This is a genomic window from Trichormus sp. NMC-1 (assembly GCF_001858025.1).
Lineage (GTDB): Bacteria > Cyanobacteriota > Cyanobacteriia > Cyanobacteriales > Nostocaceae > Anabaena.
In genome coordinates, this window is the sequence record NZ_LZQD01000002.1 from 581,612 (window position 1) to 606,687 (window position 25,076).

Here is a 25,076-nt window from a genome sequence, read left to right on the forward strand (position 1 = left end):
GATAATAGTTAAATCACGCTTCACCAATGACTAATGACTCATAACTAATAACTACTAATTAGGTTTGTTCCGATGCCAAAAGTTTATACTACCCAGGAACTCATCCAAATTTTAGCAGATGAACGCCAAGCTTGTCTGAAAGGAGAACGTCTTAAGTTAGAGGTAACGGCCTCTGGCAATCCCGTTCTCGACCAGTTTATCACAAGTGAAGGGCTACAAAAGTTTACAGCCTATCAAGATTTTAAAGCATCGATTCATGAATATCAACGAGAAAATGAAGTTTCTGGGATTGTCTGGAAAGATTTGACAGTCAAGGGAAAAACTCTACATTATCCCGAAGTTGACGCGCAGTTAATTGCTTTAAAAAGTGATTTGGAAATTTTGAAAACTTCAAAAAATTCAATTCTGGAATTTTGGAATGCAGTTACAGCAGAAATGGAGTTATATTTGAGTGTGAGTAATGGTAAATTACACGAAAAAATCAATATATTAGATGTTGAGAGAATTATTCAAAGAACAGAATGGGCTAGTTTGTTAAAATGGGAAAACTCGAAGTTTTTAGAAGTTATTTTGCAGTTGGGTTGGGGTCAACCGGAGGAAGCTGCTTATAAACGAGGAAGACCACATTCAGGTAGTGAATTTATTCATGCGGTAAACCCTGGTAATTATCCCATTGGTTGATTTCATCTGCGTTTATCTGCGTTTATCTGCGTTTAATTAATCAGGGTTTTCATAACTTATATCCTATCCATTGCGTAACTTGAGACATTCCCTTCCAACCTAAAAATTTACCAATTGGTTCTGCGCGTTGAATAGAAATGCGGGTGAAATTTCCTCCCACTTTTTCATACCATTGAAATAAGGTTTGTTCACCTTCTAAAGTCACAACATTTGCAACCATTCTCCCCCCAGGACGTAACGCATTCCAACAAATATCAAATAGTCCTGGTGCGGTGACTCCACCACCGATAAAAATCGCGTCGGGTGTGGGTAAGTTGTGAATTATTTCTGGTGCTTTTCCGGTGATGATTTGTAAATTGGGTGTCCCTAAAGCTGCGGCATTATCGATTATATAATTTATTCTAGTTTCGTTTTGTTCAAGAGCGATCGCACGACATCGAAAGTTACTCCGCATCCATTCTATCGAAATTGAACCACAACCAGCACCGATATCCCAAAGCAACTCCCCCGGTAAAGGTGCTAAACTCGATAAAGTAATTGCCCGCACTTCCCATTTAGTTAATTGTCCATCATGGTGAAACGCACTATCAGGTAAACCGGGAAATCTCGATAAAGGCATTACTCCCACATCGGCGATACAATCAACTGCAATGGTATTTAAAGCTGCGATTTCTGTTTCTTGCCAAGATGCGGCGATACCTTCTAAAATGCGTTCATGAATACCGCCCATTCTTTCCAAAACGGTAATTTTGCTATCACCATAACCACGATTTGTCAAGAGTTCAGCCACAATTTTCGGTGTTTCCTGTCCTGAACTCAAAATCAATAACTTCGCACCTGGGTAGATGTAAGATTGGAGAAGAGAAGCTGGACGACCGCATAAACTCAAGGTTTCCACTTCGGGTAATGACCATCCTAATCGAGAACAAGCAAGACTAAAAGCCGAAGGTGCAGGAATAATCGTAATTTCAGAAATAGGAATATGATTTGTAATAGTTGCACCCACACCGTAACACATCGGGTCGCCACTAGCTAACACGCAAATTGCTTGACCTCGCCGTTGAATAATTTCTGCTATTGAAGCGCTAAAGGGAGATTTCCAAGTGATTTTTTCGCGGTTGTCGTTTGGGGGTAACATAGCCAGATGACGTTCCCCACCGACAATAATTGTAGCTTGGTTAAGGAGAGAAAGAGCGATAGCGAAGCGCGACCTAGGAATCGCACTTAATCCCGGAATTCCATCTTCGCCTATACCGATTATTGATAGCCATTTATTCATAAATAATAATTCGTAATACCGCTACACGCCCTATAGCAATATTACAGTTTCAGCAGATTGGTTTAGCGGATGATGAGGACGAAGATGTAAAGTGATTTCCGTATCAAGTCGCTTGAGAAAAATCAGGAGTTTACCCTCGCTAAAACGTTGAAACTCTCCTTTCATTAAATGAGATACTTCTGGCTGAGGAATGCCAAGAAGTTCACTGATTTCGCGCTGTTTAAGGTTGCGTTGTTTCAGGAGACGGAGTACCTGAAGCCCTATTTTACCCCGCGTAAAAAGTTCATCTGCATTCGATAAACCGAGGTCAGCGAATACGTTGCCACTGCTTTCTTCAAAAACTGGTTCCTGTGTCATGATTGTTTCTCCCTTGCTACCGCGTCCTTATAGCGTTGCTTAATCAAGTCAACATCAGCCTGTGGAGTTTTAATCCCCTGCTTTGATTTCTTCTGAAAAGCGTGCAGAACATAAATTTTATCCCCAACCTTTACCGCGTAGACTGCCCTGTAAGTATCGGTATCGTAGCGTTTGACGATTTCATACACACCGTTTCCAACCCCTTTAAAAGGCTTGGCATCCATTGGTGTTTCGCCTACTTGCACCAGTTGTAGCGCATAGCCTAATGAAGCACGCACATCTTCAGGAAATGAGCGGATATTTTTGAGAGAGTCTCCCATCTAAACAAGAGGTCGTAAACGAATGTCTATAATATTTTCATCATCGTCCATTTTATATGAAATTTCCTATAAAAACAAGTCAGACAATAACACGAAATATCCCCTGTGCAAAGCCTGAAGGATAAATTTCAAATTTATCTATTTCGCTGCTCTTGATTCAAAGCGATCCGCAAAATACCTCCTTGTGCTAAACTGCTAAATCTTAGAGTTGGGAAACTTCGGTGAAATTCCGGGACTGTGCCGCAGCTGTGAGGCAATTTTAGATTTCCGAACAAGAGATTTTAGATTGTTGGGGGTTGACTCAGAACCCCAGACTCGGAAAAACACGGGTAAGAAAATAATCCAAAATCCAAAATCCAAAATCCAAAATTGAGTAAGTCAGAATGCCAACTATAAGGAGTTTATCAAGTTCTGTCTCTGCGTCACACAGAGAAGGAGTTTTAATTTTGCTGTCCGCATTTACCGCCTGTCCAGGCTTATTTTACACCACACCTGCCCAAGATGGCATATTGTCTCGCATCAGAATACCAGGCGGGAATATGGAGAGTGAACAATGTCTATTGATCGCAAACATAGCCGATAATTATGGTGGTGGCTATGTAGATGTAACAAATCGAGCCAATTTGCAAATCCGAGAAATCAAAACCGGGATAAATATTGAAGTTCTCCAGCATTTACAGCAATTGGGTTTAGGTTCTGCCAATCCTAATGTAGACCATATCCGTAACATTATGACCAGCCCCACTGCGGGTATTGATTTCCAGGAATTAATCGATACTCGTCCCTTAGTGAAAGCCTGGGATAATTATATTACAGCACATCCTCATTTAGGCGGACTATCTGCTAAATTTAGTGTTTGCTTTGATGGTGGTGGTAAAGTTTCGGTATTGAATCAGCTTAACGATATCACCTTTGAGGCTGTGTTGGTTGATGGTAATATTTACTTCCGTCTTTATTTGACTATTGGTGAAAAAGGAGAACCAGCTAGAGATACAGGAATTTTCTTAAAACCAGAGGAATGTTTACCAGTTTTAGCAGCTTTAGCGGATGTTTATTTACAACATATAGATTCTCAAAGTCAACGCAAACCACGTTTGCGGGAAGTTATCAATAATTTAGGGATAGAAAATTATCTGCGTTTAGCTTTTACAAGCAAATCCCTTACTTCCCAACCCCTAGTTTGTCATAGCTTTTCCCAATTACCAGCCCAAACAGATATGATAACTGTTCCGGCAGACTCAATTGGTATTCATCCCCAAAAACAAGTAGGATTATTCTATATTGGTGTCGTCCTACCCCTAGGCAGGGTGGAAAGTTTGCAAATGAGAGGTTTGGGTGATTTAGCAGAAAAATATGGTAGTGGTAATATTAGGCTAACACCTTGGCAAAATTTGCTGATTACCGATATTCCCCAACCACAAGTCGTCGAAGTAGAAAGAGAAATTAGCAACTTAGGACTAAGTTATTCTCCGACTAATATTAAAAGTGCATTAGTGGCTTGTTCTGGTAAACGCGGTTGTGCTGCTTCCGCAACCGAAACTAAAGATCATGCCTTAAAATTAGCAAAATATCTTGAAAATCGGATTATCCTAGATTATCCAGTTAATATTCATTTTAGCGGTTGTGCGAAATCTTGCGCCCAACATAATCAAGCTGATATTACCTTGCTTGGTGTCAGCATTGAGTCAGAAAATGAAACTTTAGAAGGATATCAAGTTTATGTTAGTGACAGTACCTTACAAAAATTTGGACATCAACTTTATGAATATGTAAATTTTAGCGAACTTCCAGCACTAATTGAGCAGATGTTAAAAACGTATAAAATAGAACGTCTAAATTCTAAAGAAACCTTTAGAGATTTCAGCCAACGTCATGCTCCCCAACTCAAACAAGCAATACATCATAGCTAAATATCCGCTTTTATCGGCGGTTGAAAATCCAAAATATCAAATAAAGAAAAATGTCAAACTATATACGCGATGCTAATGAAATATACCGTAATTCTTTTGCTATTATCCGGTCAGAAGCGAAGCTAGATCTCCTGCCAGAAGATGTAGCACAAGTAGCAGTCCGCCTGATTCATGCCTGTGGAATGACGGATATAGTTACAGACTTGGGATATTCAGCAAATGCAGTAGAGTCAGGTAGAAAAGCCTTAGCAGCTGGCGCACCAATTTTGTGTGATTGCCGTATGGTAGCCGAAGGCGTTACCAGAAAAAGATTACCTGCCAATAACAACGTTATCTGTACTCTCAACGACCCAGAAGTACCACAAATAGCCAAACGGTTGAGAAATACCCGGTCAGCAGCAGCGTTGGAATTATGGCGTTTCCATCTAGACGGGGCAGTAGTAGCGATTGGAAATGCACCTACAGCCCTGTTTAGGTTATTAGAAATGCTCGATACTGGCGTTCCACGTCCAGCCTTAATTTTAGGCTTTCCAGTGGGGTTTGTGGGTGCAGCCGAATCAAAAGCAGCATTGGCAGCGGATAGCCGCAATGTACCATTTTTAACTTTACATGGAAGACGGGGCGGAAGTGCGATCGCAGCAGCTGCCATTAACGCCTTAGCAACCGAGGAAGAATAATCATGAAAACGGGCGGTCGTCTGTATGGAATTGGTGTAGGGCCTGGAGATCCAGAACTATTGACCCTAAAAGCATTGCGGCTATTACAATCGGCCCCCGTCATAGCTTATCAATCAGCCACAGACCGGGAAAGTATCGCCAGAAAAATAGTGTCGCAATATTTACCCGGCAATCAAATCGAGGTTTTGTATCATCTTCCCCGCGCCTTAGAACCCGAAAAAGCCAAATCCATCTACGACCAAGAAGTTAAACCCATCGCCGACCATCTGGCATCTGGTCGGGATGTGGTTGTATTATGTGAAGGAGACCCGTTTTTCTACGGTTCCTTCATGTATATCTTCACACGTTTATCTGATAAATACCAAACGGAAGTTGTCCCCGGAATTTCTTCACTCATGGCCTGTCCAGTCTCCCTGGGCGTACCGTTCACCTACTACAACGATATTCTCACAGTTCTACCTGCCACACTGCCCACAGAAATGCTAATTACACATCTATTAGCCACAGACGCAGCTGCAATCATGAAACTGGGTCGCCATTTTACCAAAGTCCGCGATGTCCTCCATCAATTAGGAATAGCATCACGGGCAAAATATATTGAACGGGCAACAACGACACAACAGAGAATTTTACCACTCGATGAAGTGAATCCCGAAGAAGTTCCATATTTTTCGATGATTGTCATACCGACTAAACAGAAACTCTAAAATCTAAAATATGAACACAAGGGTTGCAGCTGCCGTTGTTATATTGGGTCAAAATAGTGTAGCAGTAGGACGGCAAATTACCAGTATTTTACCAGGGGCGAAATTATACGGTTTAGTAAATCGCACCTCAGATGTTGATGTTAGTTTTACGAATTTTGGCGAAACATTGCGAGAGTTATTCGCTACCGGAACGCCATTAATTGGTATTTGTGCAGCTGGTATTCTCATCAGAACTTTAGCACCCCTAATTACAGATAAAAGTCAAGAACCCCCAGTGTTAGCCGTAGCTGAAGATGGTAGCGCAGTAGTCCCGCTTTTAGGTGGACTGAGTGGAGTCAATGATTTAGCCCGTCAAATTGCAGAAGTGCTAAATGTCAAACCAGCAATTACGACCACAGGTGATTTGCGTTTTCGCACAGCTTTGCTATCTCCTCCTCCTGGATATCATTTAGCTAACCCAGAAGATGGAAAAAAATTTATTGCTGACTTATTAGCCGGGGCAAAAGTTAAATTAGAAGGAACAGCCCCTTGGTTGAGTGAAAGTCAATTACCAATAGACCCCAACGGAGAGTTAACAATTCAGATTACTGAAAATTTGGGAACTCCTCAACCTAACTGTTTAGTTTATCACCCAGACAAGTTAGCAATAGACAGCGATTCGGAAACCAAAGAACAACAACGGGGAAAATTAGCCATAATTGGGACTGGCCCTGGTGCATCAAAATGGATGTCTCCCCAAGTCAAAGAAATCCTCAATGCTGCTACTGATTTAGTCGGTTATAAAACTTATATAAATTTAATCGGTTCTCTTGCTGATGGTAAACACATTCATGAGTCCGACAACCGGGAAGAAGAAGCACGGGCAAAAATGGCGCTAGACTTAGCAGCCCAGGGAAGATATGTAGCAGTGGTTTCATCAGGCGACCCCGGTATCTATGCAATGGCAGCCGCAGTATTTGAAGTTCTAGACCGCTACAACAAACCAGAATGGCAAAACATCGAAATCCAAGTCGCCCCTGGAATATCCGCCATGCAAGCCACAGCAGCTACCATTGGCGCACCATTAGGACATGACTTCTGTGCGATTTCCCTATCTGACATTTTAAAACCTTGGGAAATTATCACCCAACGCATTACCGCAGCAGCCCAAGCTGATTTTGTCATTGCTTTTTATAATCCTGTTTCCAAAGAACGCACTTGGCAATTAGCCGAAGCTAAAAATATCTTGCTACAGTACAGAAAGCCAGATACTCCGGTAGTATTAGGGCGGAACCTTGGTAGACCTGGAGAAGCAGTCAAAGTCATCACCCTTGACCAGTTAGAAGCAGCATCAGCCGATATGCGAACTTTGATTCTCATTGGTTCCTCTCAAACTCGTCAGATTCAACAGGGTGATGATCAAGTCTGGGTTTATACACCGCGCCGTTACCAAGCCTGAGCAGCTATTTCATCCATAAATAAAGCCCCAACAATAAAAGCTTATCCTTGGGGCTGTTATACCTGACCACCTTTACCTTTTTAATTTAAAAATACCAAGAAATCTGAAGACTCAAAGACATAAATATCGGAATTATGTCTAAAAATAATTTGTTAATTTTAGTAATTTACTATAGCAACGGACAGGGCGGTTAGGACACCAACTGATTATAAAACCTAGACACCAAAAAAAGACTCTTCAGACTGTCACCTGTCACCTGTTCCCTGTCACCTGCTATATCAGTCAATATTCAAGGAATCTTTGATCGAGTTTTTGATATGGAGATTGAGTTGAAATTCCATCATTTGACTAATTGATAATTGTTTAGCTCCATTCACAAAACTAATACATTGAGAAGATTGACAATTACATTGAAATGGTCTATCCATTTCCCATTCTGTCGAAGGATAAAAGAAGGTTAATTCCTCTCCTTCCGAGATATTTTTTATAGCAATCACTTGCATTTTAGCAACATCCACAAACGTTGTTGGAGAACAAGAATGATTCATTGCTTCTAGTAGCCGATCAAGAATATGTTTTTCTGTCCCAATCTGGACACTTAAAAAATCTGCATTTGTTTTGACTGCGTAAGGCAATATATTATATATTACCTCACCCTGTTTAATATCATGTGTTGCAACTGCTGTTCTGTTTAAGTTTCTTTGTCCAACCACCTTTACCCGATAGTTAGTGTCTAAGAAAGAAGCCGTGTTTTGTGTTTCCAAGTTCAGTTCTCCTACTTTATTTGAGCATGATTTTTGTTGAAGTACCAATCATATCACATCTAGACACCCGTAGGATAGATTCGCGTCAAAGATTACGCAGAGAAAACTGATTTGTTCAATAGGTATAATGTCTTTTATTAAGCTTTTTCTAATATTAAAAATATAGTAGAAATCTTGATAAAAAAGATATAATTCAAGTGATTATGTCTGGTTAATTAGTTTAAAAGGCTTGATTTTTTACTTCTAATCATCAACAATAAAAACAGCATCTTCCATACATGATTGTAGCCTATACAAGTAAAAAGCCCTTATAAATGTCTGCTAACGCGGACATTTTTTTATATATAGCAGATTGCAAGTTGCGGGAGGTATAGCAGGTGACAGGGAACAGGTGACAGGTGACAGTGCTAGAAGCCTTTTAGTGTCTAAGTTTTAGGATTAGTTGATGTCCTAACCGCTTTGTCCGTTGCTATACAAACTGAAAAACAAGATATGGCATACGCTATCAAATATCAAGCAGCTTTTACTTCTTATCTGTGAGGCTGCGCTTTATTCACGTAGAGGTAATTCATGAATTGCCCCTGTTTTTTGATTAAGTGAGGATGCAGAAATAAAAAGACATAACTAATAGAGTTATGTCCAAAAATTTTATTTATAGCAACCGCGTCTCCACAGAATTAGTAACTCCCAGCCCAAGTTATCCATTGATGAGATAAACCGATATGCAAAATTTCCTCGGTCATCTCTACTTCCGTGATGATTGCTCCTGCTAAATCTGCACTATTGAATTCTGATTCATTGATATTGCTACCCATTAAATTGGCTTTGTTAAGATTAGCACCAGTTAAAACAGCACCACTCATTTCTGCTTCGCTAAGGTTTGCACCCAGTAAGTTCGCCAACATTAGATTTGCACCACGCAAATCTGCACGACTCAGGTTACTTTCTCTGAGATTGGCTTTCATTAAATCAGCGCCAATGAAGTTAACTTCACTCAAATTGGTATATTGCAAATTTGCTGCATTTAAGTCAGCATTAGTCAAATTTGCTCTGCTTAAGTTACATCCACTCAAGTTAGCTTGACTTAAGTCAGCACCACTCAAGTCAGCTTCAGCTAAATTTATCCCACTCAAGTTAGCCTGATTTAAATTAGCCTGATGTAGGGTTATGCCCTGAAAATTCCGCTCTCCTGATTTATATTGACTCAGGAGTTTTCTAGCATCCATATTTCACCTCGTCATACCTATTAGGTGAGTTAGATACTCCTCAAACCACACCAAAAACTATTTGGTAATTCTATTGTGCTAAAGATTTTGGTATTTTGAATCTATCCTTAGTGGAAAGATACTTAACTTAATAGACATCTCCAAAAAAGAATGTAGAGACGTTCCATGGAACGTCTCTACAAGGGTTGTGGATAACGCATATTTAATTTCTGGAGATGTCTAATGGTAATGATTTTATTGGTTTCCTTATATATACGCTAATATGAGTCTGCTAACCCCTATGCTTTCTTAAGGAAAATAAAGGTTAGAATCGATCAAGATCATAAGCAAAGCAGATAAAACCCTAAATTTCCAATGTTCTCATGAAGGCTGATTTGACATCTACCACTACACCTGATTTTGTCAGCACCCTATCCCAAGCTGCTGCTGACTATCGTCAAGGAAATAAACTTCCGACTGCGGAGGTATTAGTAAATGCCTTACTACAAGCAGAAAAAACTGCTAAACAACAACGCCTGAATTATTCCTTTGAATCTCTGATTGGTAAATGGCGACTTTGTTTTGCGACTGGAACAAAAAAAGTTAGAAAGCGCGGGGGAATTATATTGGGTAAAGGTTTCTATCTACCCAAATTTGTAGCAGCACATATTTCCTTTAGTCCCAGTTTAGAACAGGCTTTAGGTAGAGGGGAAATTGGTAATCAGGTGCAATTTGGTCAGGTATCGTTGAAATTGACGGGGCCAGCACAATATTTAGGTAAAAAAAATTTATTGGCTTTTGACTTTACCCAGATGCAAATGAGTTTGTTTAATCGTGTTATTTACAATCAACCAATTCGTTCTGGTAAAGTTGAGACTGAGGATTTTTACAACCAACCCATAGCTAAATTACCCTTTTTTGCCTTCTTTTTAGTTACGGAAGACTTCATTGCAGCGCGTGGCCGTGGAGGAGGTTTAGCAATCTGGATTAGGAATTTGGATTGATAAATTTCTTATCAATGGGTAAGTTCTAAAATCCTGGAAATCCTGATATGGCTTGCACCACGCTATCAGACACCTTCTGTAAATATCAACCTGACGCTTAGAGAGGAAGAGAAGTGTTGACATGGGGTTTTAGATGTGTTATGATATTCTTGATAAGGAAGAACTATTTAATCAATCAAAGCTTGAGAGTCTCTTTGTAGGGGTTGAGCATTACTGAACCCCTTGCGTAAGATTCATACCGATTTTAATACAGCACTTCCCAGTGTCATGAGGTACAAGAACCCCACCCCTGAGCAGCTATTTCATCCATAAATAAAGCCCCAACAATAAAAGCTTATCCTTGGGGCTGTTATACCTGACCACCTTTACCTTTTTAATTTAAAAATACCAAGAAATCTGAAGACTCAAAGACATAAATATCGGAATTATGTCTAAAAATAATTTGTTAATTTTAGTAATTTACTATAGCAACGGACAGGGCGGTTAGGACACCAACTGATTAATATGATGTACCTTATAACAAAAGAATCTGCTGTATCTCTAAAACCAATTTCTCGATTTCTTGACTCACAAATTTATTTCCTTTCGTGTTCATGTGAATATGGTCTTGATATAAGGCTTTTGGGTTGGCAATTGAATTAAATTTTGGTAAAAAATCTATATAAGTAATTTGCTGTTCTTTAGTAAAATCACTGAGACGTTTACGGGCGACAATTTCATAGTCACGGGAACCTGGTTCGCCGATTTCTCTCAATAAGGGAGTCATAACCAGTAGCAATTCACTGTTATTTTCTTGAGCGAAACTGTGAATTTTACTAATTGCTTCTAAATTTATACCGACGCGATCGCCTGCTTCATTCTGCAACTCTTCAAGTTCAGGAATCGATTTTTGTTTGAAAACGTAACGCTGTAATACTTCCACCATTGCTAACGGTGGTTTATGATTTGGGTAATTGCGATCGCGCCCCACAGGTAAAGAAGTAGGCGCAGTCGCAAATAAATCATCTGTATTAATTAGTAAAATCACGGCCTTCGCTTGAAAATTGCCAAACCGCTGTAAATAAGCTAATTCATTTCTTGGTCCCCAAGAGTTAGCTGAAGCATTTAGCACTTCTACTTGTTGGTAATGACTCTGAGATGACAAAGAAGCCATCAGCAAACTAGAAATAGTATTTTTTTGATCTGTCCACCAACCACCATTAGCAATAGAATCGCCTAAAAGCAAAACTCGCAATGTTGAAAGTTGAGGTAGCTTTTGTATGGGCGCACTTCGCATAGAATACTCATTAATCTCAATCTGATTCCCCATGCGACGGGTGCTTTGGTTAGGTGCTAATAAATAACCAATTTGCTCATCACCAATGTAAATCAGGGGATTACCAAAACCAAAGAGCGATCGCAATCCTAACTCTATCACCACAAATAATCCCACCGATACCGCCAAAATGACGATTAGTACCTCTTTCACCTGCAATTTCCTCGAAAATAATATAGTAATAAATTATACAAAATTACCAAAAAAGACGGCGACAGATTACAAAAGTAGCTATTGTGTATGCAAAAGTGTTGTTACTTAAAAAACCGTTGCAAAGCTTAAAGAAAATAATAATGTAAATTTAACATCATCGTCCAACAGAAAGACTACAATCAAGACGGACAGATTAGCACTGTAACAAAGGAGGTTTACAAAGCTATGTCTGACTTAAATCGCGGGATTATGAAATTTGAAGGTGCAGATTCCCCAAAAGTAGTGACTATCTCTACTGTTTTGCTGTTGGGGTCGATAGCAGCGCTCATTCTGTGGGCCTTACAATCTGCTTATGCTCTAAACTAGAATCATTAAGTAAGCTATAAGGACACTAGCAACAAGGTTTTCCAACGCTGCCTAGTGTCCATAAAGCCAATAATTAAACCAGCGAAAAAAAAATTAATTAAAATTTTGATTTGCTATTTTAGATGGAAGATAGGTGTGACGTACTCCACACTCCCTTTCCGGTGAGTGTGGGCTTCTCAGTGACTCTTCTTTAAAGACATTGACTGAGCTTTGAGACCGTGCGCCCCACGGTTCTTGGGTTGATCCGAACAATTAGCTTTTATTTTAATAGGCTGCTTTTCAGCATTTAATTGGATTACACCTATTAATCAAATTGTATCACAAGGAGAGAAGAAGAAGAAGATTTGTACCCTTTGCTTCGCAACGCTAGAGCGAACGGGAAGCAAGCTACGTATTTATCTCATCACCTCCCTATCGGGTAGGTGAGAGGCTTCTACTTTTTAAGCTAAAATTCATAATCAAAAATAAATGTTTCAGCTTTGGGGTGTCTTAGTTATTTTAATTGCTTGTCCATTCTTAGGGGCAATGCCCATAATTGCCTGGATTACCTATGGACTCAAGCGTAAGCGATTGGCACAAATCGGTACAGGTAATATTAGTGTCTCCGCAGCTTTTTATCACGGTGGCAAACTAGTGGGTATTCTGGCAGTGATGTCAGAAGCTTTGAAAGGAATAGTAGCAGTATTAATTGCGCGTGCTTTCTTTCCCAGCGGCTCGTTTTGGGAATTGATAGCTTTAATTGCCTTAGTGATAGGGAGATATTTTTTAGGAAAAGGTGCAGGAACAACCAACGTTGCTTGGGGATTTTTGATGCATGATCCCCTAGTAGCAGGATTTGTCAGTTTAGTAGCAGCCATTGGCTTTATGACTCTGCGCTCTAGACAGACAATCAAATATGGGGTTTTGGTGCTATTTCCCCTATTGGTGGCACTCATGCACGCTGAAGATTTTCCCAAAATCGTGGCAGCGTTTGGATTAGCAGGGTTACTCGGCTGGATTTATAAACAAATTCCCGATGACATGGACTTATCAGTCGAAGCAGCCCAAACCGAAGCGCAACCGATGATGGAATATTTAAGCGGTAGTGAGCAAGGGATTGTCACTTTAGATGATGAATTGGATGCAGGTATATTTGGAGCCAAGGCAGCCACATTATCTCAAATCAAACGCTGGGGTTATCCAGTGCCAAAAGGATGGATTTTATCCCCCTTTGATGATCCTGCCCTATTGATTGATTTTCTGCAACCATCGGCATTGTCACCCTTCGTAGTGCGTTCCTCAGCCATTGGGGAAGACTCAGCACAAGCCTCAGCCGCTGGACAATACGAAACAATATTGAATGTTACCAGCCAACAAGGTTTACTGGAAGCGATCGCACAAGTCCAAGCTTCTTATCATCATCCCAGCGCTGTCCAATATCGGCGTGATCTCGGTGCCAAAGATGCCGCAATGGCGGTACTCATTCAACCCCAAGTCCAGAGTGTATTCTCCGGTGTAGCTTTCAGCCGTGATCCTATGGCCCAACAAGGTGATGCTGTAGTCATTGAAGCCCTATCTGGTAGCCCTGTACAAGTCGTTTCTGGAAAAATCACCCCAGAACAATATCGGGTGTTTATCGTCGGTGAAGAAAAATTATCTTGTCTGCAATTTGAGGGTGAAGGGAAAATTCCCCCAGCATTAATTAAGCAAGTAGCATACTTAGCCCGGCGACTAGAAAACCGTTATTATGGCATTCCCCAAGATGTGGAATGGAGTTACGATGGGCAAACTATCTGGGTATTGCAATCGCGCCCGATTACGACTCTCTTACCAATTTGGACAAGGAAAATCGCCGCCGAAGTGATTCCCGGAGTGATTCACCCCTTAACTTGGTCGATTAATTTACCCCTCACCTGTGGAATGTGGGGAGAACTTTTTACTTTAGTACTGGGCGATAGCGTGCGTGAGATGGACTTTACCAACATGGCGACGCTGCACTACTCTAGAGCCTACTTTAATGCTACTTTTTTAGGAGAGATTTTCCTAGAAATGGGTTTACCGCCAGAAAGTCTGGACTTTTTAACCAGAGGCGCAAAAATGAGTAAACCTCCTTTAGCATCTACTTGGGAAAACTTGCCAGGATTAACAAAGTTATTCCAACGAGAAATCAGTTTAGAAAAAGAATTTAAGCGAGATTATCGGCGACGCTTCATTCCTGGGTTGACAAAGTTGGCGAATGAACTAATTGAGGAATTAACGCCATCTCAGTTGTTAGTCAGAGTGGACTTAATTCTAGATTTACTCCATCAAGGTACTTATTACAGCATTTTATCCCCTTTGAGTGCTGCCATTCGTCAAGCAATTTCCGGGGTGAAAGAGGAGCAAATTGATCATAGTATTACTCCAGAAGTCGCATCATTGCGATCGCTCCATATTTTAGCCGCAGATGCCAAAGAAATTCTACCTGAGTTTGAGCCGGAGAGCGTTTTTGAACAGTTGGCGCAAACCCCAGAAGGGGAAAAGATTTTGTATGACTTTGAAGAACTGCTAGAAGACTATGGTTATTTAAGCGAAGTCGGGACTGATATTTCCGTTCCCACCTGGCGAGAACAGCCGCAGTTAGTCAAACAATTGTTTGTCCAGTTGATGCAGGGAAATGAACTTCCAAATCAAGATGAGTCCAGAAAGCGCCCTGAAGGTTTTGTGCAAAGACGTGTGGATCTCAAAGGACGAGTCACAGAAGTTTATTCTCGCTTGTTAGCCGAACTACGCTGGACTTTTTTGGCTTTAGAAAAGATTTGGCTACAAACCGGTTTATTGCCACAAACAGGAGATATCTTCTTTTTGAAATTGGGGGAAATACGGCGTTTAGCGGCAAATGCCGATGTATTGCTGAGGAATCAGTTACCGGAATTATTGCAAAATCGGCGATCGCAATTTCTGGAACATAGCCAGATTATCGAAATCCCTCCTCTAGTTTATGGCAACAATCCCCCCCACCCCATCGCCTCTCCTATTGATACTTCTGACAACATCTTACTCGGTATTCCCGCCAGTCAAGGACAAGCCGAAGGACGAGTCATGGTATTACGAAATTTACAAGAAGTCGGTGAGATTAACAAAGGTACAATTCTCGTCGTTCCCTACACAGACTCTGGCTGGGCCCCTTTCTTAGTCAGGGCTGGAGGAGTAATTGCTGAAGCAGGCGGTAAACTTTCTCATGGTGCAATTGTTGCCCGTGAATACGGTATACCCGCAGTCATGGATGTACGTGGTGCTACATATTTACTCCAAGATGGTCAACAAGTCAAGATTGATGGATCTAAAGGTATTGTGGAACTACAGGAATTTTTAGCTTAAAAACTTGTGTTGGGTGGCGCTTTGTCTTCACCCAACCTACCATTTTCTTGCAGTCTCAGTTGATTTGGGGTAAGTGTTCCTTACTCCAACTGTCTTCAATTTTTAATTTTGAACTATATAAACCGCGTCTATTTTGAAACCCATAGTTTTTTTAATCGGCTTATATTCTCAAATTCTATACTCTTCCCTGTTCCCTGTTCCTTAACAGGGAACAGGGAACAGAAAAGAAGATATATTAGAAAATTTACTTAACATTAATCCCAAGTTATAAATTTTTGCTTATATATCCAATCTAATATTTATTTCATAATTGCCTTTCAAAGTTAACCAATTTCTAAAAAAACCCTGTAAACTAAATTTTACTAGGTCAGAGATGCTTCCCCATTCCTCCTAGTGACCCAAAGTAATGAAACTTTGTCCCATAGTCTAGTTAGTCATTTTTCATCAGAAAATGTTGACTTTGCATGACTACATATATTTTAGTGCAGAGGCAAGAAATCCCAGAATTTTTTCTGTTTTTGCTGTAATTTTCATGCCTAAAAAATAAATTCTTTAGTCAAGGAGAGGTATTATGTCGGGATTTTTTAATCAAGTTTCTCGCCGGAAATTCATTGTTACAGCGGTCGCATCAGGAAGTGCAGTTTTTCTGAAGGGCTGCTTAGGAAATCCACCTGAACCGGGTGGAACTTCGACAACATCCTCCGTTCAACCAGTTGTTAATATTAGCCCAGAACAAAAACCAGAAACCACAAAAGCCAAACTTGGATATATTCCCATTGTTGAGTCTGCACCATTAATAATTGCTTTAGAAAAAGGCTTTTTTAAGAAGCATGGGATGTCAGATGTAGAACTTTCTAAACAAGCTTCTTGGGGTTCAGCAAGAGACAACGTAGAAATTGGTTCTGCGGGTGGTGGTATTGATGGTGGTCAATGGCAAATGCCCATGCCACACTTAATTACAGAAGGAAAAATTACTAAGGGTAATAAACCAATACCGATGTATGTTCTTGCCCAGTTAGTTACTCATGGTAATGCCATTGCGATCGCAAACAAACATCTAGGAAAAGGAATTAGCTTAAAACTTGATACTGCTAAACCCCTATTTGCCCAACTCAAAGCCTCCACTCCCTTTACCGCAGCGTTTACATTTCCCCACGTTAACCAAGACTTATGGATTCGCTACTGGTTATCAGCTAGTGGAATTGACCCAGATACAGATGTCAAATTATTAACAGTACCAGCAGCGCAAACCGTCGCCAACATGAAAACCGGCACAATGGACGCTTTCAGTACAGGCGACCCTTGGCCATTCCGTCTCGTTAATGACAAAATCGGCTTTATGGCCGCATTAACTGCCGAAATTTGGAAAAATCACCCCGAAGAATATTTTGCCATGAGAGGTGATTGGGTTGACCAAAATCCCAAAGCCACAAAAGCCTTATTAAAAGGGATTATGGAAGCCCAACAGTGGTTAGATAACTTTAATAACCGCAAAGAAGCCGCAGAAATTCTTGCCGCTAAAAAGTATTTTGGTTTATCTTCTCCAGCAGTTTTGGCTGACCCATTCCAAGGTAAATATGATATGGGTGATGGTCGGAAAATAGATGATAAATCAATGGCTGCTTATTACTGGAAAGATGGTAAAGGTAGTGTTTCTTATCCTTACCAAAGTCATGATTTATGGTTCATTACCGAAAACGTGCGTTGGGGATTTTTGCCTAAAGATTACATAGCTAATGGTGCAGCCAAAGCTAAAGAATTAATCAAAAAAGTGAACCGCGAAGATATTTGGAAAGAAGCAGCTAAAGAATTAGGAATACCTGCTGCTGACATTCCCACTAATACATCTCGTGGAGTTGAAGAATTTTTTGATGGAGTCAAATTCGACCCGGAGAAACCAGAAGAATATCTCAAGAGTTTGAAAATCAAAAAAGTCAGCATTTAATAGATAGATATGTCCAAAAAAGTAGAGATTTTCTAGGGAACATCTCTACACGGGTTTAAAAAATGCAGATTTAACTTTCACAAAATAACCATTAACCATTCATAAATTTGAGGAAAAATCCATGACAATAGCCCAAAAACGTGCCACAAGTCCTAAATTGGAGAATAAATTTTTATCGGGTTTACAAAAACAACTTCCTGAACTTATCCCCCCAGCTATTGCGTTATTTATCTTTCTAGCCATTTGGCAAGTATTTTCTTGGACTCCAGGGGCAACATTACCCGGACCAATCAAAGTTATTCAAGACACCTGGATCTTAATTTTGTATCCCTTCTATGACAAAGGAGGAACTGATAAAGGGCTTTTTTGGCAAATCTGGGCTAGTCTGCAACGGGTGGCTATTAGCTATACATTAGCGGCAATTGTCGGTATTGGCTTGGGTGTTTTGATAGGTGTAAATCAAACTATGGCAAAAGCTTTAGATCCCCTGTTTCAGTTACTAAGAACTGTTTATCCCACCAAACCAGAAGCGGAAAAACGGGCTATTGTCCGGGATCATTTGGCAATGGTGGGTTTAGGTGACGCAATGGAAAAGAAACCCATGCAAAAGTCATGGAAATTCCGTTTGTAAGGCCACGGGATAGAGCCAGAATTATGGAAGATCCCCAATATTACCAACTTCGTAACTACGCGTTAGACTTCTTGTTTAACCGCTTCGCCCATGATGATGTTGATTAAGATAAAAAAGCGGCGAATTAAATTTCGCTTCTTCTCTATTTTCTCAGGAATCAATAATGGTTTTCATAGATAAAAACTTATACATATACAAATACAGCCAATTTTCGGGATACATATAAGCTATTGCTTATATGAGGTATATAATATTTATTTAATAAATATGCATTTGGGTTAATTTTTTTCGATATAAAGGCTGTATATTATTATTAATCAAACAGTTGATCCCCGGTCGCAACTGCAAAAATAAAACTGGGTAGATAGTTCTGCATGATTGTGTTTCAGGGTAACTAAGGTTTCTCCTTGAGTAGCACCTTAACTCACAATTTATGTAAATTGTCAAACATAATCACAAATCAGCAAGATGTTTTATGCTTGCTGTTTTTTGTACTGAGCAAACAGTTAAGCACTACTTGAGGAGCATTTACAAATGTATTTTGAGAAAAATGTTTTAATCACACTAAAATGCTAAGAGCCAATCTTTAGCTCAAGATTAATATATTCATCTGACCAAGATAAATCTGCAAAGGCTGTTAATCAATGAGATTTATTGTAATTTTAACAGCTTAAAGTTTTCGGCTTGTATCAGCAAAAAGCCAATACCAAGTATTTCGCATACAAATAAGCTGGGTATCTAAATTTTGGATTTGTACCCAAGATTATTAATGCCAAATTAACATGGTTGCATTATTGTTGACCAAGTAAATTTATTGACAGATGAAGACAGGTATTGTGCTTAGGTTTAATTGGTGAAACGCCTCACTCTTACTTTTTTTAGCTCTTTAAAGTTCATCTATTGTAATACTCCTCATTAGAGGAGACACAAGGAGGTATTCGTGGATTTTTTGTCCGTTTTCTTGCAGGACTTTGTTAAGCAGTTGCAGTCCCCAACACTCGGCTTTTTGATTGGTGGGATGATCATTGCTGCCCTTGGTAGCGAATTGATAATTCCAGAATCAATTTGTACGATCATCGTCTTCATGCTGCTCACCAAAATCGGTCTGACCGGTGGCATTGCGATCCGCAATTCCAATCTGATGGATATGGTGTTACCCGCATTGTTTTCTGTTGTCATAGGGATTCTGGTTGTATTCATCGCCCGCTTTACATTGGCCAAGCTGCCGAAAGTCAGAACCGTGGATGCGATCGCTACCGGGGGGTTGTTTGGTGCGGTGAGTGGCTCTACTATGGCTGCCGCCCTGACACTACTGGAAGAACAAAAAATCTTTTATGAAGCATGGACTGGCGCACTTTATCCCTTCATGGATATTCCCGCGCTCGTAACTGCGATTGTTGTGGCCAATATTTACCTCAACAAGAAAAAGCGTAAAGAAGCAGCCGACTCTGCCATGCAGGAGTCTTTCAGCAAGCAGCCCATTGCGGCAGGTGATTATCCCAGCACCCGGCAAGAGTATCTCAACAAGCAGAAGGGGGATGCGGATAATCGTGTCAAGATATGGCCGATTATCGAGGAAAGCCTCCGGGGTCCTGCCTTATCGGCAATGTTGTTAGGCCTCGCTCTTGGACTGTTCACCCAGCCGGAAAGTGTCTATAAAAGCTTCTATGATCCCGCCTTTCGCGGCTTGCTTTCGATCTTGATGCTGGTCATGGGTATGGAAGCTTGGTCAAGAATTGGCGAATTGCGTAAGGTGGCCCAATGGTACGTCGTGTATAGTGTGGTAGCACCGATTGTGCATGGGTTGCTCGCCTTCGGTCTAGGCATGATTGCCCACTACGCTACGGGATTTAGCATGGGCGGTGTTGTGGTCATGGCTGTCATCGCTTCCTCTAGTTCAGACATCTCAGGTCCTCCCACATTGCGAGCCGGTATCCCGTCAGCCAATCCATCCGCCTATATAGGCGCGTCCACAGCCGTTGGTACGCCAATTGCGATCGGCGTGTGTATACCGTTATTTATCGGGCTTGCCCAGGCGATAGGCGGCTAATCCCAGACGGGTCGCGGTCAGTCGGGGCTCCATTGACCCGGCAGACCAAGTAGATTAATGTACATAATTTAAGGAGTTAACCAATATGTCCAAGCGTGCCAACAAGCTCGTCATCGTCACGGAAAAGGTTCTGATGAAAAAAGTCGCCAAGATCATTGATGAATGCGGGGCGACCGGTTATACGGTGGTGGATACTGGAGGTAAAGGCAGTCGTAACGTGCGCTCTACGGGTAAACCCAGCACTGCCGACACCGACTCGAATGTAAAGTTCGAGGTACTCACGGAAAATCGGGAGATGGCCGAGAATATTGCGGATCAGGTCGCAATAAAGTTTTTCACCGATTATGCGGGCATTATCTATATCTGTGAAGCAGAGGTACTGTACGGGAGAACTTTCTGCGGGCCAGACGGCTGTTGAGTGGAAACGACGCAGACTTTAAAAGCCGGGGCGTGACCCTGGCTTTTTGGTGGTCGTTACTCAAAACGTTAGTTGATTTAGATTATGCCCAAGCGGAGAAGCTGATTGTGATTCAAGATAATCTCAACACCCAATTCGCCCGCGTCACTCACTGACAACTAAGCTTGTCTCGATCCAGACAACCGCATCCAAAGCATAACCATCTTTGATCGGTTGCTTTTTTCATAAGTAGTCATGCAAAATAAATTTTATAGTTAGGATAGGGAACAGGGAACAGCATACAGATAACAACTATAGAGATTCTTGTTTGTTCCAAAAATGTTAAATTAATTTTGCTCAGGTACTTAGTATCATCAGTCTTGACAATGAGACTATAAGGCTCAACAAGTTTTAAAATACCCGGAAATACAGGACAAGTGGTAACTTGGCGTTGCTGATTTCTGGGATAAAAACAATTTTGAATATATTTGAAACCCTTGTAGAGACGTTCCATGGAACGTCTCTACACTCAAAAAACATCCCGCACTTATGCAACGCCAGTAGTAACTTTACCGAAGGGTGGGAAGACAATATATCGGAGAAATCGGTAAAACAGATAATGGGATAGTAGTAGTATTTAAATATTACATTCAGAAATTAATATTTTGCGTGCTAAAGGCTGTATGCTATTTTTATTCAAATTCGTTCTAGGGTAAGTTCTGGTTTTTTGTTACTAGGATAAAATCTGTTACGTTTATTGTCGCGTACTTGCGTAAATGCACTCAAATCAAGCGCAACCAAGTAACAGTATCTTCCAGTAACCTAAAAATCTTTTTACCTAGTTTCACCTGATATAACACTTAATGTTCAACTGACTAAAATGCAAATGCCCAAAAATGATAACATTTTTTTAAAAAATCATTTTGCCAAATCTCATAGATATCTAAAATATATCTAGCCATTGCAAGTTTTATGGCAATTTTAGCAAACATACACACTAACAATCAGATAGAACTCAGTCTTTTAACGTGAGAGGAAAGTAGCTTAAACACTCCCAATATTTCAAAAAATGGGAGTTATAAAAGCCACCCAACTATTATCACTGTAAATAAATATAACATGATTACGTTTTTCCTCACTATTTGAGTTTCTAGCAGAAGAGTGTAGATGTTTTTCTATGGCTAAAATTGTGAATTTAATTTAGACAGAAACAACCCTGTCTCACCCATACAATTTTGTTGTCATTGAGCATCGACTTATGCAAATAACCAATACTATCCATTTCCGTAATTTACGCGGTGATATTTTTGGTGGTGTTACCGCTGCCATTGTCTCTCTACCACTAGCTTTAGCATTTGGTGTCGCTTCCGGTGCAGGTCCAGTTGCCGGTCTTTATGGTGCTGTCTGTGTAGGCTTTTTTGCAGCATTATTTGGTGGTACACCAACTTTAATTTCTGAACCCACCGGACCAATGACTGTAGTCATCACCGGTATTATCAGTTCCCTAACAACACGTGACCCAGAAAATGGCATGGCCATGGCTTTTACTGTGGTCATGTTAGCGGGGATATTTCAAATTATCTTTGGCATTTTTAAGCTAGGGAAATATATCACCCTTATGCCCTACAGCGTAATTTCTGGCTTTATGTCAGGAATTGGGGTGATTTTGATTATTTTGCAAATTGCCCCTTTCTTGGGACGGCCTAGCCCCAAAGGTGGAGTATTAGTAATAGTCCAAAACTTACCTGATTTATTAGGAAATATCAACCCGATTGCTTTGATTTTGGGTGTCATGACGGTGGCAATTATTTATTTAACGCCATCAAAAGTTAAGCGAATTGTCCCCCCTCAGTTAATTGCATTAATAGCGGTGACAGTTGTTTCTTTGGTATTTTTTGGTGATGCAGATATTAAACGTATCGGTGTGATTGAAACTGGTTTACCAAAGATTCAACTGCCAACTTTCACATTATCAAACATCACCCTCATGTTAGTTGATGGGGTAATGTTGGGGATGTTAGGATGTATTGATACCCTATTAACTGCTGTGGTTGCTGATAGCTTAACCCGCACTGAACATAAATCTGATAAAGAATTAATTGGGCAAGGCATCGCTAACGTAGTATCTGGTTTATGTGGTGGTTTACCCGGTGCTGGGGCAACAATGGGAACTGTTGTTAATATCCAAACTGGGGCGCAAACTGCGGTATCTGGTATTACTCGTGCTTTGGTATTGTTGGTTGTGGTTTTGGGTGCTGCTGGGATAACTCAAAGTATTCCGATGGCTGTATTAGCTGGTATCGCGCTAAAAGTGGGGGTTGATATTCTTGATTGGAGTTTCTTAAAACGCTCTCACAAAGTATCACTCAAGGGTTCAATCATCATGTATGGTGTTTTACTCTTGACTGTATTTGTAGACTTAATTGTGGCTGTGGGTGTGGGTGTATTTATTGCCAACATCTTAACTATTGAACGTCTTTCTAATATGCAGTCTGAGACAGTTAAGGCTATTAGTGATGCTGACGATGCAATTGATTTGACTCCAGAAGAGAAGAGCCTATTAGATCAAGCTAATGGTCGAGTATTACTATTCTACTTAAGTGGAGCGATGATTTTTGGTGTTTCTAAGGCAATTTCTCGTGAACATAACGCCATCAAAGATTGTGATGTCATTGTTCTTGATTTGAGTGATGTACCTATGATGGGTGTAACAGCTTCCTTAACTATTGAAAGTGCTATCAGAGAAGCTTGTGAAAAAGGTCGTCAAGTCATCATTGTTGGGGCTAAGGGTAAGATTAAGAAACGGTTGGAAAATTTAGGAGTGTTGAGTTTATTACCTCCTCATCACCTAATGATAGACCGGAAGGAAGCATTACAACAAGCTGTTTCTTTAGTTGATAGCTTACAGATGAATACCCCCATTTCCTAACCACTAATATCAATACTTAACTTGTCGTGAACAACAAAATCCCCGATTTCTAACAAGTCGGGGATCTGAGATCATAGAAGAGCCTCAATATTATCAACTGCGGAACTATGAGTTAGATTTTTTGTTTAATCGTTTCGCTCATGATGATGTCGGTTAGTATATTTTGGGCGAACTAATTAATGTTCGCCTATATTTTTTTAAATATTTCGTTCACTAATCAATTTTTAGTTGTGTATGAAGATCATCTAGTGGTGATTCTGGTAATTTAGGGAGAATTGATTCCTCTTCTAAATTGGCTTCTAAGAGGATGTTTGAAAAGTTGCAAATTATACTCTAAACCCCTCTCCAAACCTCTCCCCCACAGGGAGAGAGGCTTTGATTCTTACTCCCCTTCCCTGGTAGGGAAGGGGTTGGGGGTTAGATTCTGAGACTTTTGATGTTACCAAAAATACTTTTAAAACATCCTCTAAGCGACAGCGCAACCCAACAACAGCTTAACCAACCCACTCAAAGCAGTTACCAAAAAATACTTGACAAATACCACCAATCATAATTAACATCGAATTAGATGCTAATTAAACTTGTGGATATGATCAACCTTACTAAAGATATACATTCCCTCACCGACTTTAAGCGGAATACCACTGAATTTATACAACGGATTAAAAAAACAAAACATCCCTTAGTTCTTACTGTCAACGGAAAAGCCGAGTTAGTTGTTCAAGATGCAGAATCTTATCAAGAACTTTTAGATGCTGTTGAGTTAGTAGAAACTTTAAAAGGTATTAAACTTGGCTTAGAACAAATGCAGAAAGGTGAAGGAAAAAAAGCCGAAGATTTCTTTAATGAACTATTTAATAAATTAGATAGTTCCAATGAATGATAAATATCAAATTATCATCCAACCAGAAGCGCAGAAAGCAATAGAAGACGCTTATTTCTGGTTTAGTAATATTTCTCACCAAAAGGCTAGAACATGGTTAGAAGGATTAAGTAGGTGGGCGTTAAAAAATATAATATAGACCTAACCCCCCAGCCCCCTTCCCTACCAGGGAAGTGGGAGTCAAAGCCTCTCCCCTTGTAGGGGAGAGGTTTGGAGAGAGGTTTTATATTTAATTGCGCCAAGCTACTTATATAAATCTATTATATCACTAGAAAAAATGCCTTCTCGTTGTTCTCTAGCATTTGACAATGAATTTTTTGATCAAGAAATTCGACAACTTATATATGGAAAGGGACGAAACGCCTATCGAATTATTTTTACAATTGTTGATGATAATATTCAGATTATTTTTGTGGGACACACTGCTCAAAAACCAATAAGCGACGAAGAATCAGAATAAGTAATGTAGGTTGGGTTAAGCAACAGTGCAACCCAACAAAAATATTCATCATCAAGTTTAATAATGTTGGGTTTCCTTGCGTCAACCCAACCTACAGAAATAAATATTAGCAATCTGAGAAATTTTTAATCAAGCTGTGAAAATGAAAGTGTCAGAATCAGGATGCCCAGGATTCAAGGATTAACAGGATAAAAAAATTAATGAATACAAAATCCTGTAAATCTTCAAATCCTGTAAATCCTGATTCTGACAATAAAAAACTCAAT

22 protein-coding genes and 2 pseudogenes are annotated in these 25,076 nt (G+C 40.1%); 17 read left to right on the plus strand and 7 right to left on the minus strand.

Features of this window, described 5'->3' with window-relative positions; all coding sequences use genetic code 11:
- Positions 1-72 precede the first annotated feature (72 nt).
- Positions 73-681, plus strand: coding sequence for a hypothetical protein (locus tag A9Y75_RS09290; protein ID WP_071189269.1), 609 nt, complete (start codon positions 73-75; stop codon positions 679-681).
- A 49-nt stretch (positions 682-730) separates the two neighbouring features.
- Here the strand turns inward: A9Y75_RS09290 and cbiE are convergent, their stop codons facing one another.
- Genes cbiE through A9Y75_RS09305 form a run of 3 tightly spaced genes read right to left on the minus strand, consistent with a single transcriptional unit; the run spans position 731 to position 2,637 of the window.
- Positions 731-1,960 (minus strand): precorrin-6y C5,15-methyltransferase (decarboxylating) subunit CbiE, encoded by a 1,230-nt coding sequence (gene cbiE, locus A9Y75_RS09295; RefSeq protein ID WP_071189270.1) that lies wholly within the window; start codon positions 1,958-1,960, stop codon positions 731-733.
- Between the two features lie 30 nt (positions 1,961-1,990).
- Positions 1,991-2,317: an XRE family transcriptional regulator gene (locus A9Y75_RS09300; protein ID WP_071189271.1), complete on the minus strand. Its 327-nt coding sequence runs from the start codon at positions 2,315-2,317 to the stop codon at positions 1,991-1,993.
- Positions 2,314-2,637: a type II toxin-antitoxin system RelE/ParE family toxin gene (locus tag A9Y75_RS09305; RefSeq protein ID WP_071189272.1), complete on the minus strand. Its 324-nt coding sequence runs from the start codon at positions 2,635-2,637 to the stop codon at positions 2,314-2,316. The genes A9Y75_RS09300 and A9Y75_RS09305 overlap by 4 nt, the downstream gene beginning before the upstream one ends.
- A 383-nt stretch (positions 2,638-3,020) precedes the next feature.
- Here A9Y75_RS09305 and cobG point away from each other — a divergent pair, with 383 nt between their 5' ends.
- Genes cobG through cobJ form a run of 4 tightly spaced genes read left to right on the plus strand, consistent with a single transcriptional unit; the run spans position 3,021 to position 7,369 of the window.
- Positions 3,021-4,547: a precorrin-3B synthase gene (cobG, locus tag A9Y75_RS09310; protein ID WP_083389534.1), complete on the plus strand. Its 1,527-nt coding sequence runs from the start codon at positions 3,021-3,023 to the stop codon at positions 4,545-4,547.
- Between the two features lie 50 nt (positions 4,548-4,597).
- Positions 4,598-5,224, plus strand: coding sequence for a precorrin-8X methylmutase (locus A9Y75_RS09315; protein ID WP_071189273.1), 627 nt, complete (start codon positions 4,598-4,600; stop codon positions 5,222-5,224).
- Positions 5,225-5,226: 2 nt separating this feature from the next.
- Positions 5,227-5,931, plus strand: a complete 705-nt coding sequence (locus tag A9Y75_RS09320) for a precorrin-2 C(20)-methyltransferase (RefSeq protein ID WP_071189274.1) — start codon at positions 5,227-5,229, stop codon at positions 5,929-5,931.
- A 10-nt stretch (positions 5,932-5,941) separates the two neighbouring features.
- Positions 5,942-7,369, plus strand: a complete 1,428-nt coding sequence (gene cobJ / locus A9Y75_RS09325; protein WP_071189275.1) for a precorrin-3B C(17)-methyltransferase — start codon at positions 5,942-5,944, stop codon at positions 7,367-7,369.
- A 278-nt stretch (positions 7,370-7,647) separates the two neighbouring features.
- Here the strand turns inward: cobJ and A9Y75_RS09330 are convergent, their stop codons facing one another.
- Both A9Y75_RS09330 and A9Y75_RS09335 read right to left on the minus strand, forming a co-directional pair.
- A complete protein-coding gene (locus tag A9Y75_RS09330; RefSeq protein WP_071189276.1) occupies positions 7,648-8,133 on the minus strand; it encodes an SET domain-containing methyltransferase in 486 nt (161 codons plus the stop codon).
- Positions 8,134-8,810: 677 nt separating this feature from the next.
- A complete protein-coding gene (locus A9Y75_RS09335) occupies positions 8,811-9,359 on the minus strand; it encodes a pentapeptide repeat-containing protein (protein ID WP_071189277.1) in 549 nt (182 codons plus the stop codon).
- Between the two features lie 362 nt (positions 9,360-9,721).
- Here A9Y75_RS09335 and A9Y75_RS09340 point away from each other — a divergent pair, with 362 nt between their 5' ends.
- Positions 9,722-10,342: a hypothetical protein gene (locus A9Y75_RS09340; protein ID WP_071189278.1), complete on the plus strand. Its 621-nt coding sequence runs from the start codon at positions 9,722-9,724 to the stop codon at positions 10,340-10,342.
- 514 nt (positions 10,343-10,856) lie between these two features.
- On the opposite strand, the gene A9Y75_RS09345 is transcribed toward A9Y75_RS09340, so the two are convergent.
- Positions 10,857-11,810 carry an SGNH/GDSL hydrolase family protein gene (locus A9Y75_RS09345; RefSeq protein ID WP_071189279.1) on the minus strand — a complete coding sequence of 318 codons (954 nt, stop codon included), beginning with the start codon at positions 11,808-11,810 and terminating at the stop codon, positions 10,857-10,859.
- A gap of 834 nt (positions 11,811-12,644) precedes the next feature.
- On the opposite strand from A9Y75_RS09345, the gene A9Y75_RS09350 reads away from it, so the two are divergent.
- The 6 genes and pseudogenes from A9Y75_RS09350 (at position 12,645) to A9Y75_RS30095 (ending at position 20,714) form a co-directional block, all read left to right on the plus strand.
- Complete coding sequence (locus tag A9Y75_RS09350; RefSeq protein ID WP_071189280.1) at positions 12,645-15,515, plus strand: glycerol-3-phosphate acyltransferase; 2,871 nt, start codon at positions 12,645-12,647, stop codon at positions 15,513-15,515.
- A gap of 571 nt (positions 15,516-16,086) precedes the next feature.
- Positions 16,087-17,460 carry a CmpA/NrtA family ABC transporter substrate-binding protein gene (locus A9Y75_RS09355; RefSeq protein WP_071189281.1) on the plus strand — a complete coding sequence of 458 codons (1,374 nt, stop codon included), beginning with the start codon at positions 16,087-16,089 and terminating at the stop codon, positions 17,458-17,460.
- Positions 17,461-17,581: 121 nt separating this feature from the next.
- Positions 17,582-18,198 (plus strand): annotated as a pseudogene (locus A9Y75_RS29520) (hypothetical protein).
- An 833-nt stretch (positions 18,199-19,031) separates the two neighbouring features.
- Positions 19,032-20,141 (plus strand): sodium-dependent bicarbonate transport family permease, encoded by a 1,110-nt coding sequence (locus A9Y75_RS09365; protein WP_071189282.1) that lies wholly within the window; start codon positions 19,032-19,034, stop codon positions 20,139-20,141.
- Positions 20,142-20,226: 85 nt separating this feature from the next.
- Entirely contained in the window at positions 20,227-20,559 is a 333-nt protein-coding gene (locus A9Y75_RS09370) for a hypothetical protein (RefSeq protein ID WP_071189283.1), read from the plus strand.
- A gap of 32 nt (positions 20,560-20,591) precedes the next feature.
- A complete protein-coding gene (locus A9Y75_RS30095; RefSeq protein ID WP_269086280.1) occupies positions 20,592-20,714 on the plus strand; it encodes a hypothetical protein in 123 nt (40 codons plus the stop codon).
- A gap of 77 nt (positions 20,715-20,791) precedes the next feature.
- On the opposite strand, the gene A9Y75_RS28375 is transcribed toward A9Y75_RS30095, so the two are convergent.
- Positions 20,792-21,052, minus strand: a complete 261-nt coding sequence (locus A9Y75_RS28375) for a hypothetical protein (RefSeq protein WP_071189284.1) — start codon at positions 21,050-21,052, stop codon at positions 20,792-20,794.
- A gap of 744 nt (positions 21,053-21,796) precedes the next feature.
- Between A9Y75_RS28375 and A9Y75_RS09380 the strand changes: the two genes are divergently transcribed.
- The 5 genes and pseudogenes from A9Y75_RS09380 (at position 21,797) to A9Y75_RS09395 (ending at position 24,810) form a co-directional block, all read left to right on the plus strand.
- A complete protein-coding gene (locus A9Y75_RS09380; RefSeq protein ID WP_071189285.1) occupies positions 21,797-23,467 on the plus strand; it encodes a SulP family inorganic anion transporter in 1,671 nt (556 codons plus the stop codon).
- A gap of 64 nt (positions 23,468-23,531) precedes the next feature.
- Positions 23,532-23,624 (plus strand): annotated as a pseudogene (locus tag A9Y75_RS29525) (bacitracin ABC transporter ATP-binding protein); the annotation flags it as partial.
- Positions 23,625-24,035: 411 nt separating this feature from the next.
- Positions 24,036-24,350, plus strand: a complete 315-nt coding sequence (locus A9Y75_RS09385) for a type II toxin-antitoxin system Phd/YefM family antitoxin (protein ID WP_201788401.1) — start codon at positions 24,036-24,038, stop codon at positions 24,348-24,350.
- Positions 24,343-24,489 (plus strand): hypothetical protein, encoded by a 147-nt coding sequence (locus tag A9Y75_RS29530; RefSeq protein WP_236721365.1) that lies wholly within the window; start codon positions 24,343-24,345, stop codon positions 24,487-24,489. The genes A9Y75_RS09385 and A9Y75_RS29530 overlap by 8 nt, the downstream gene beginning before the upstream one ends.
- 138 nt (positions 24,490-24,627) lie before the next feature.
- Complete coding sequence (locus A9Y75_RS09395; protein WP_083389536.1) at positions 24,628-24,810, plus strand: hypothetical protein; 183 nt, start codon at positions 24,628-24,630, stop codon at positions 24,808-24,810.
- Positions 24,811-25,076 lie beyond the last annotated feature (266 nt).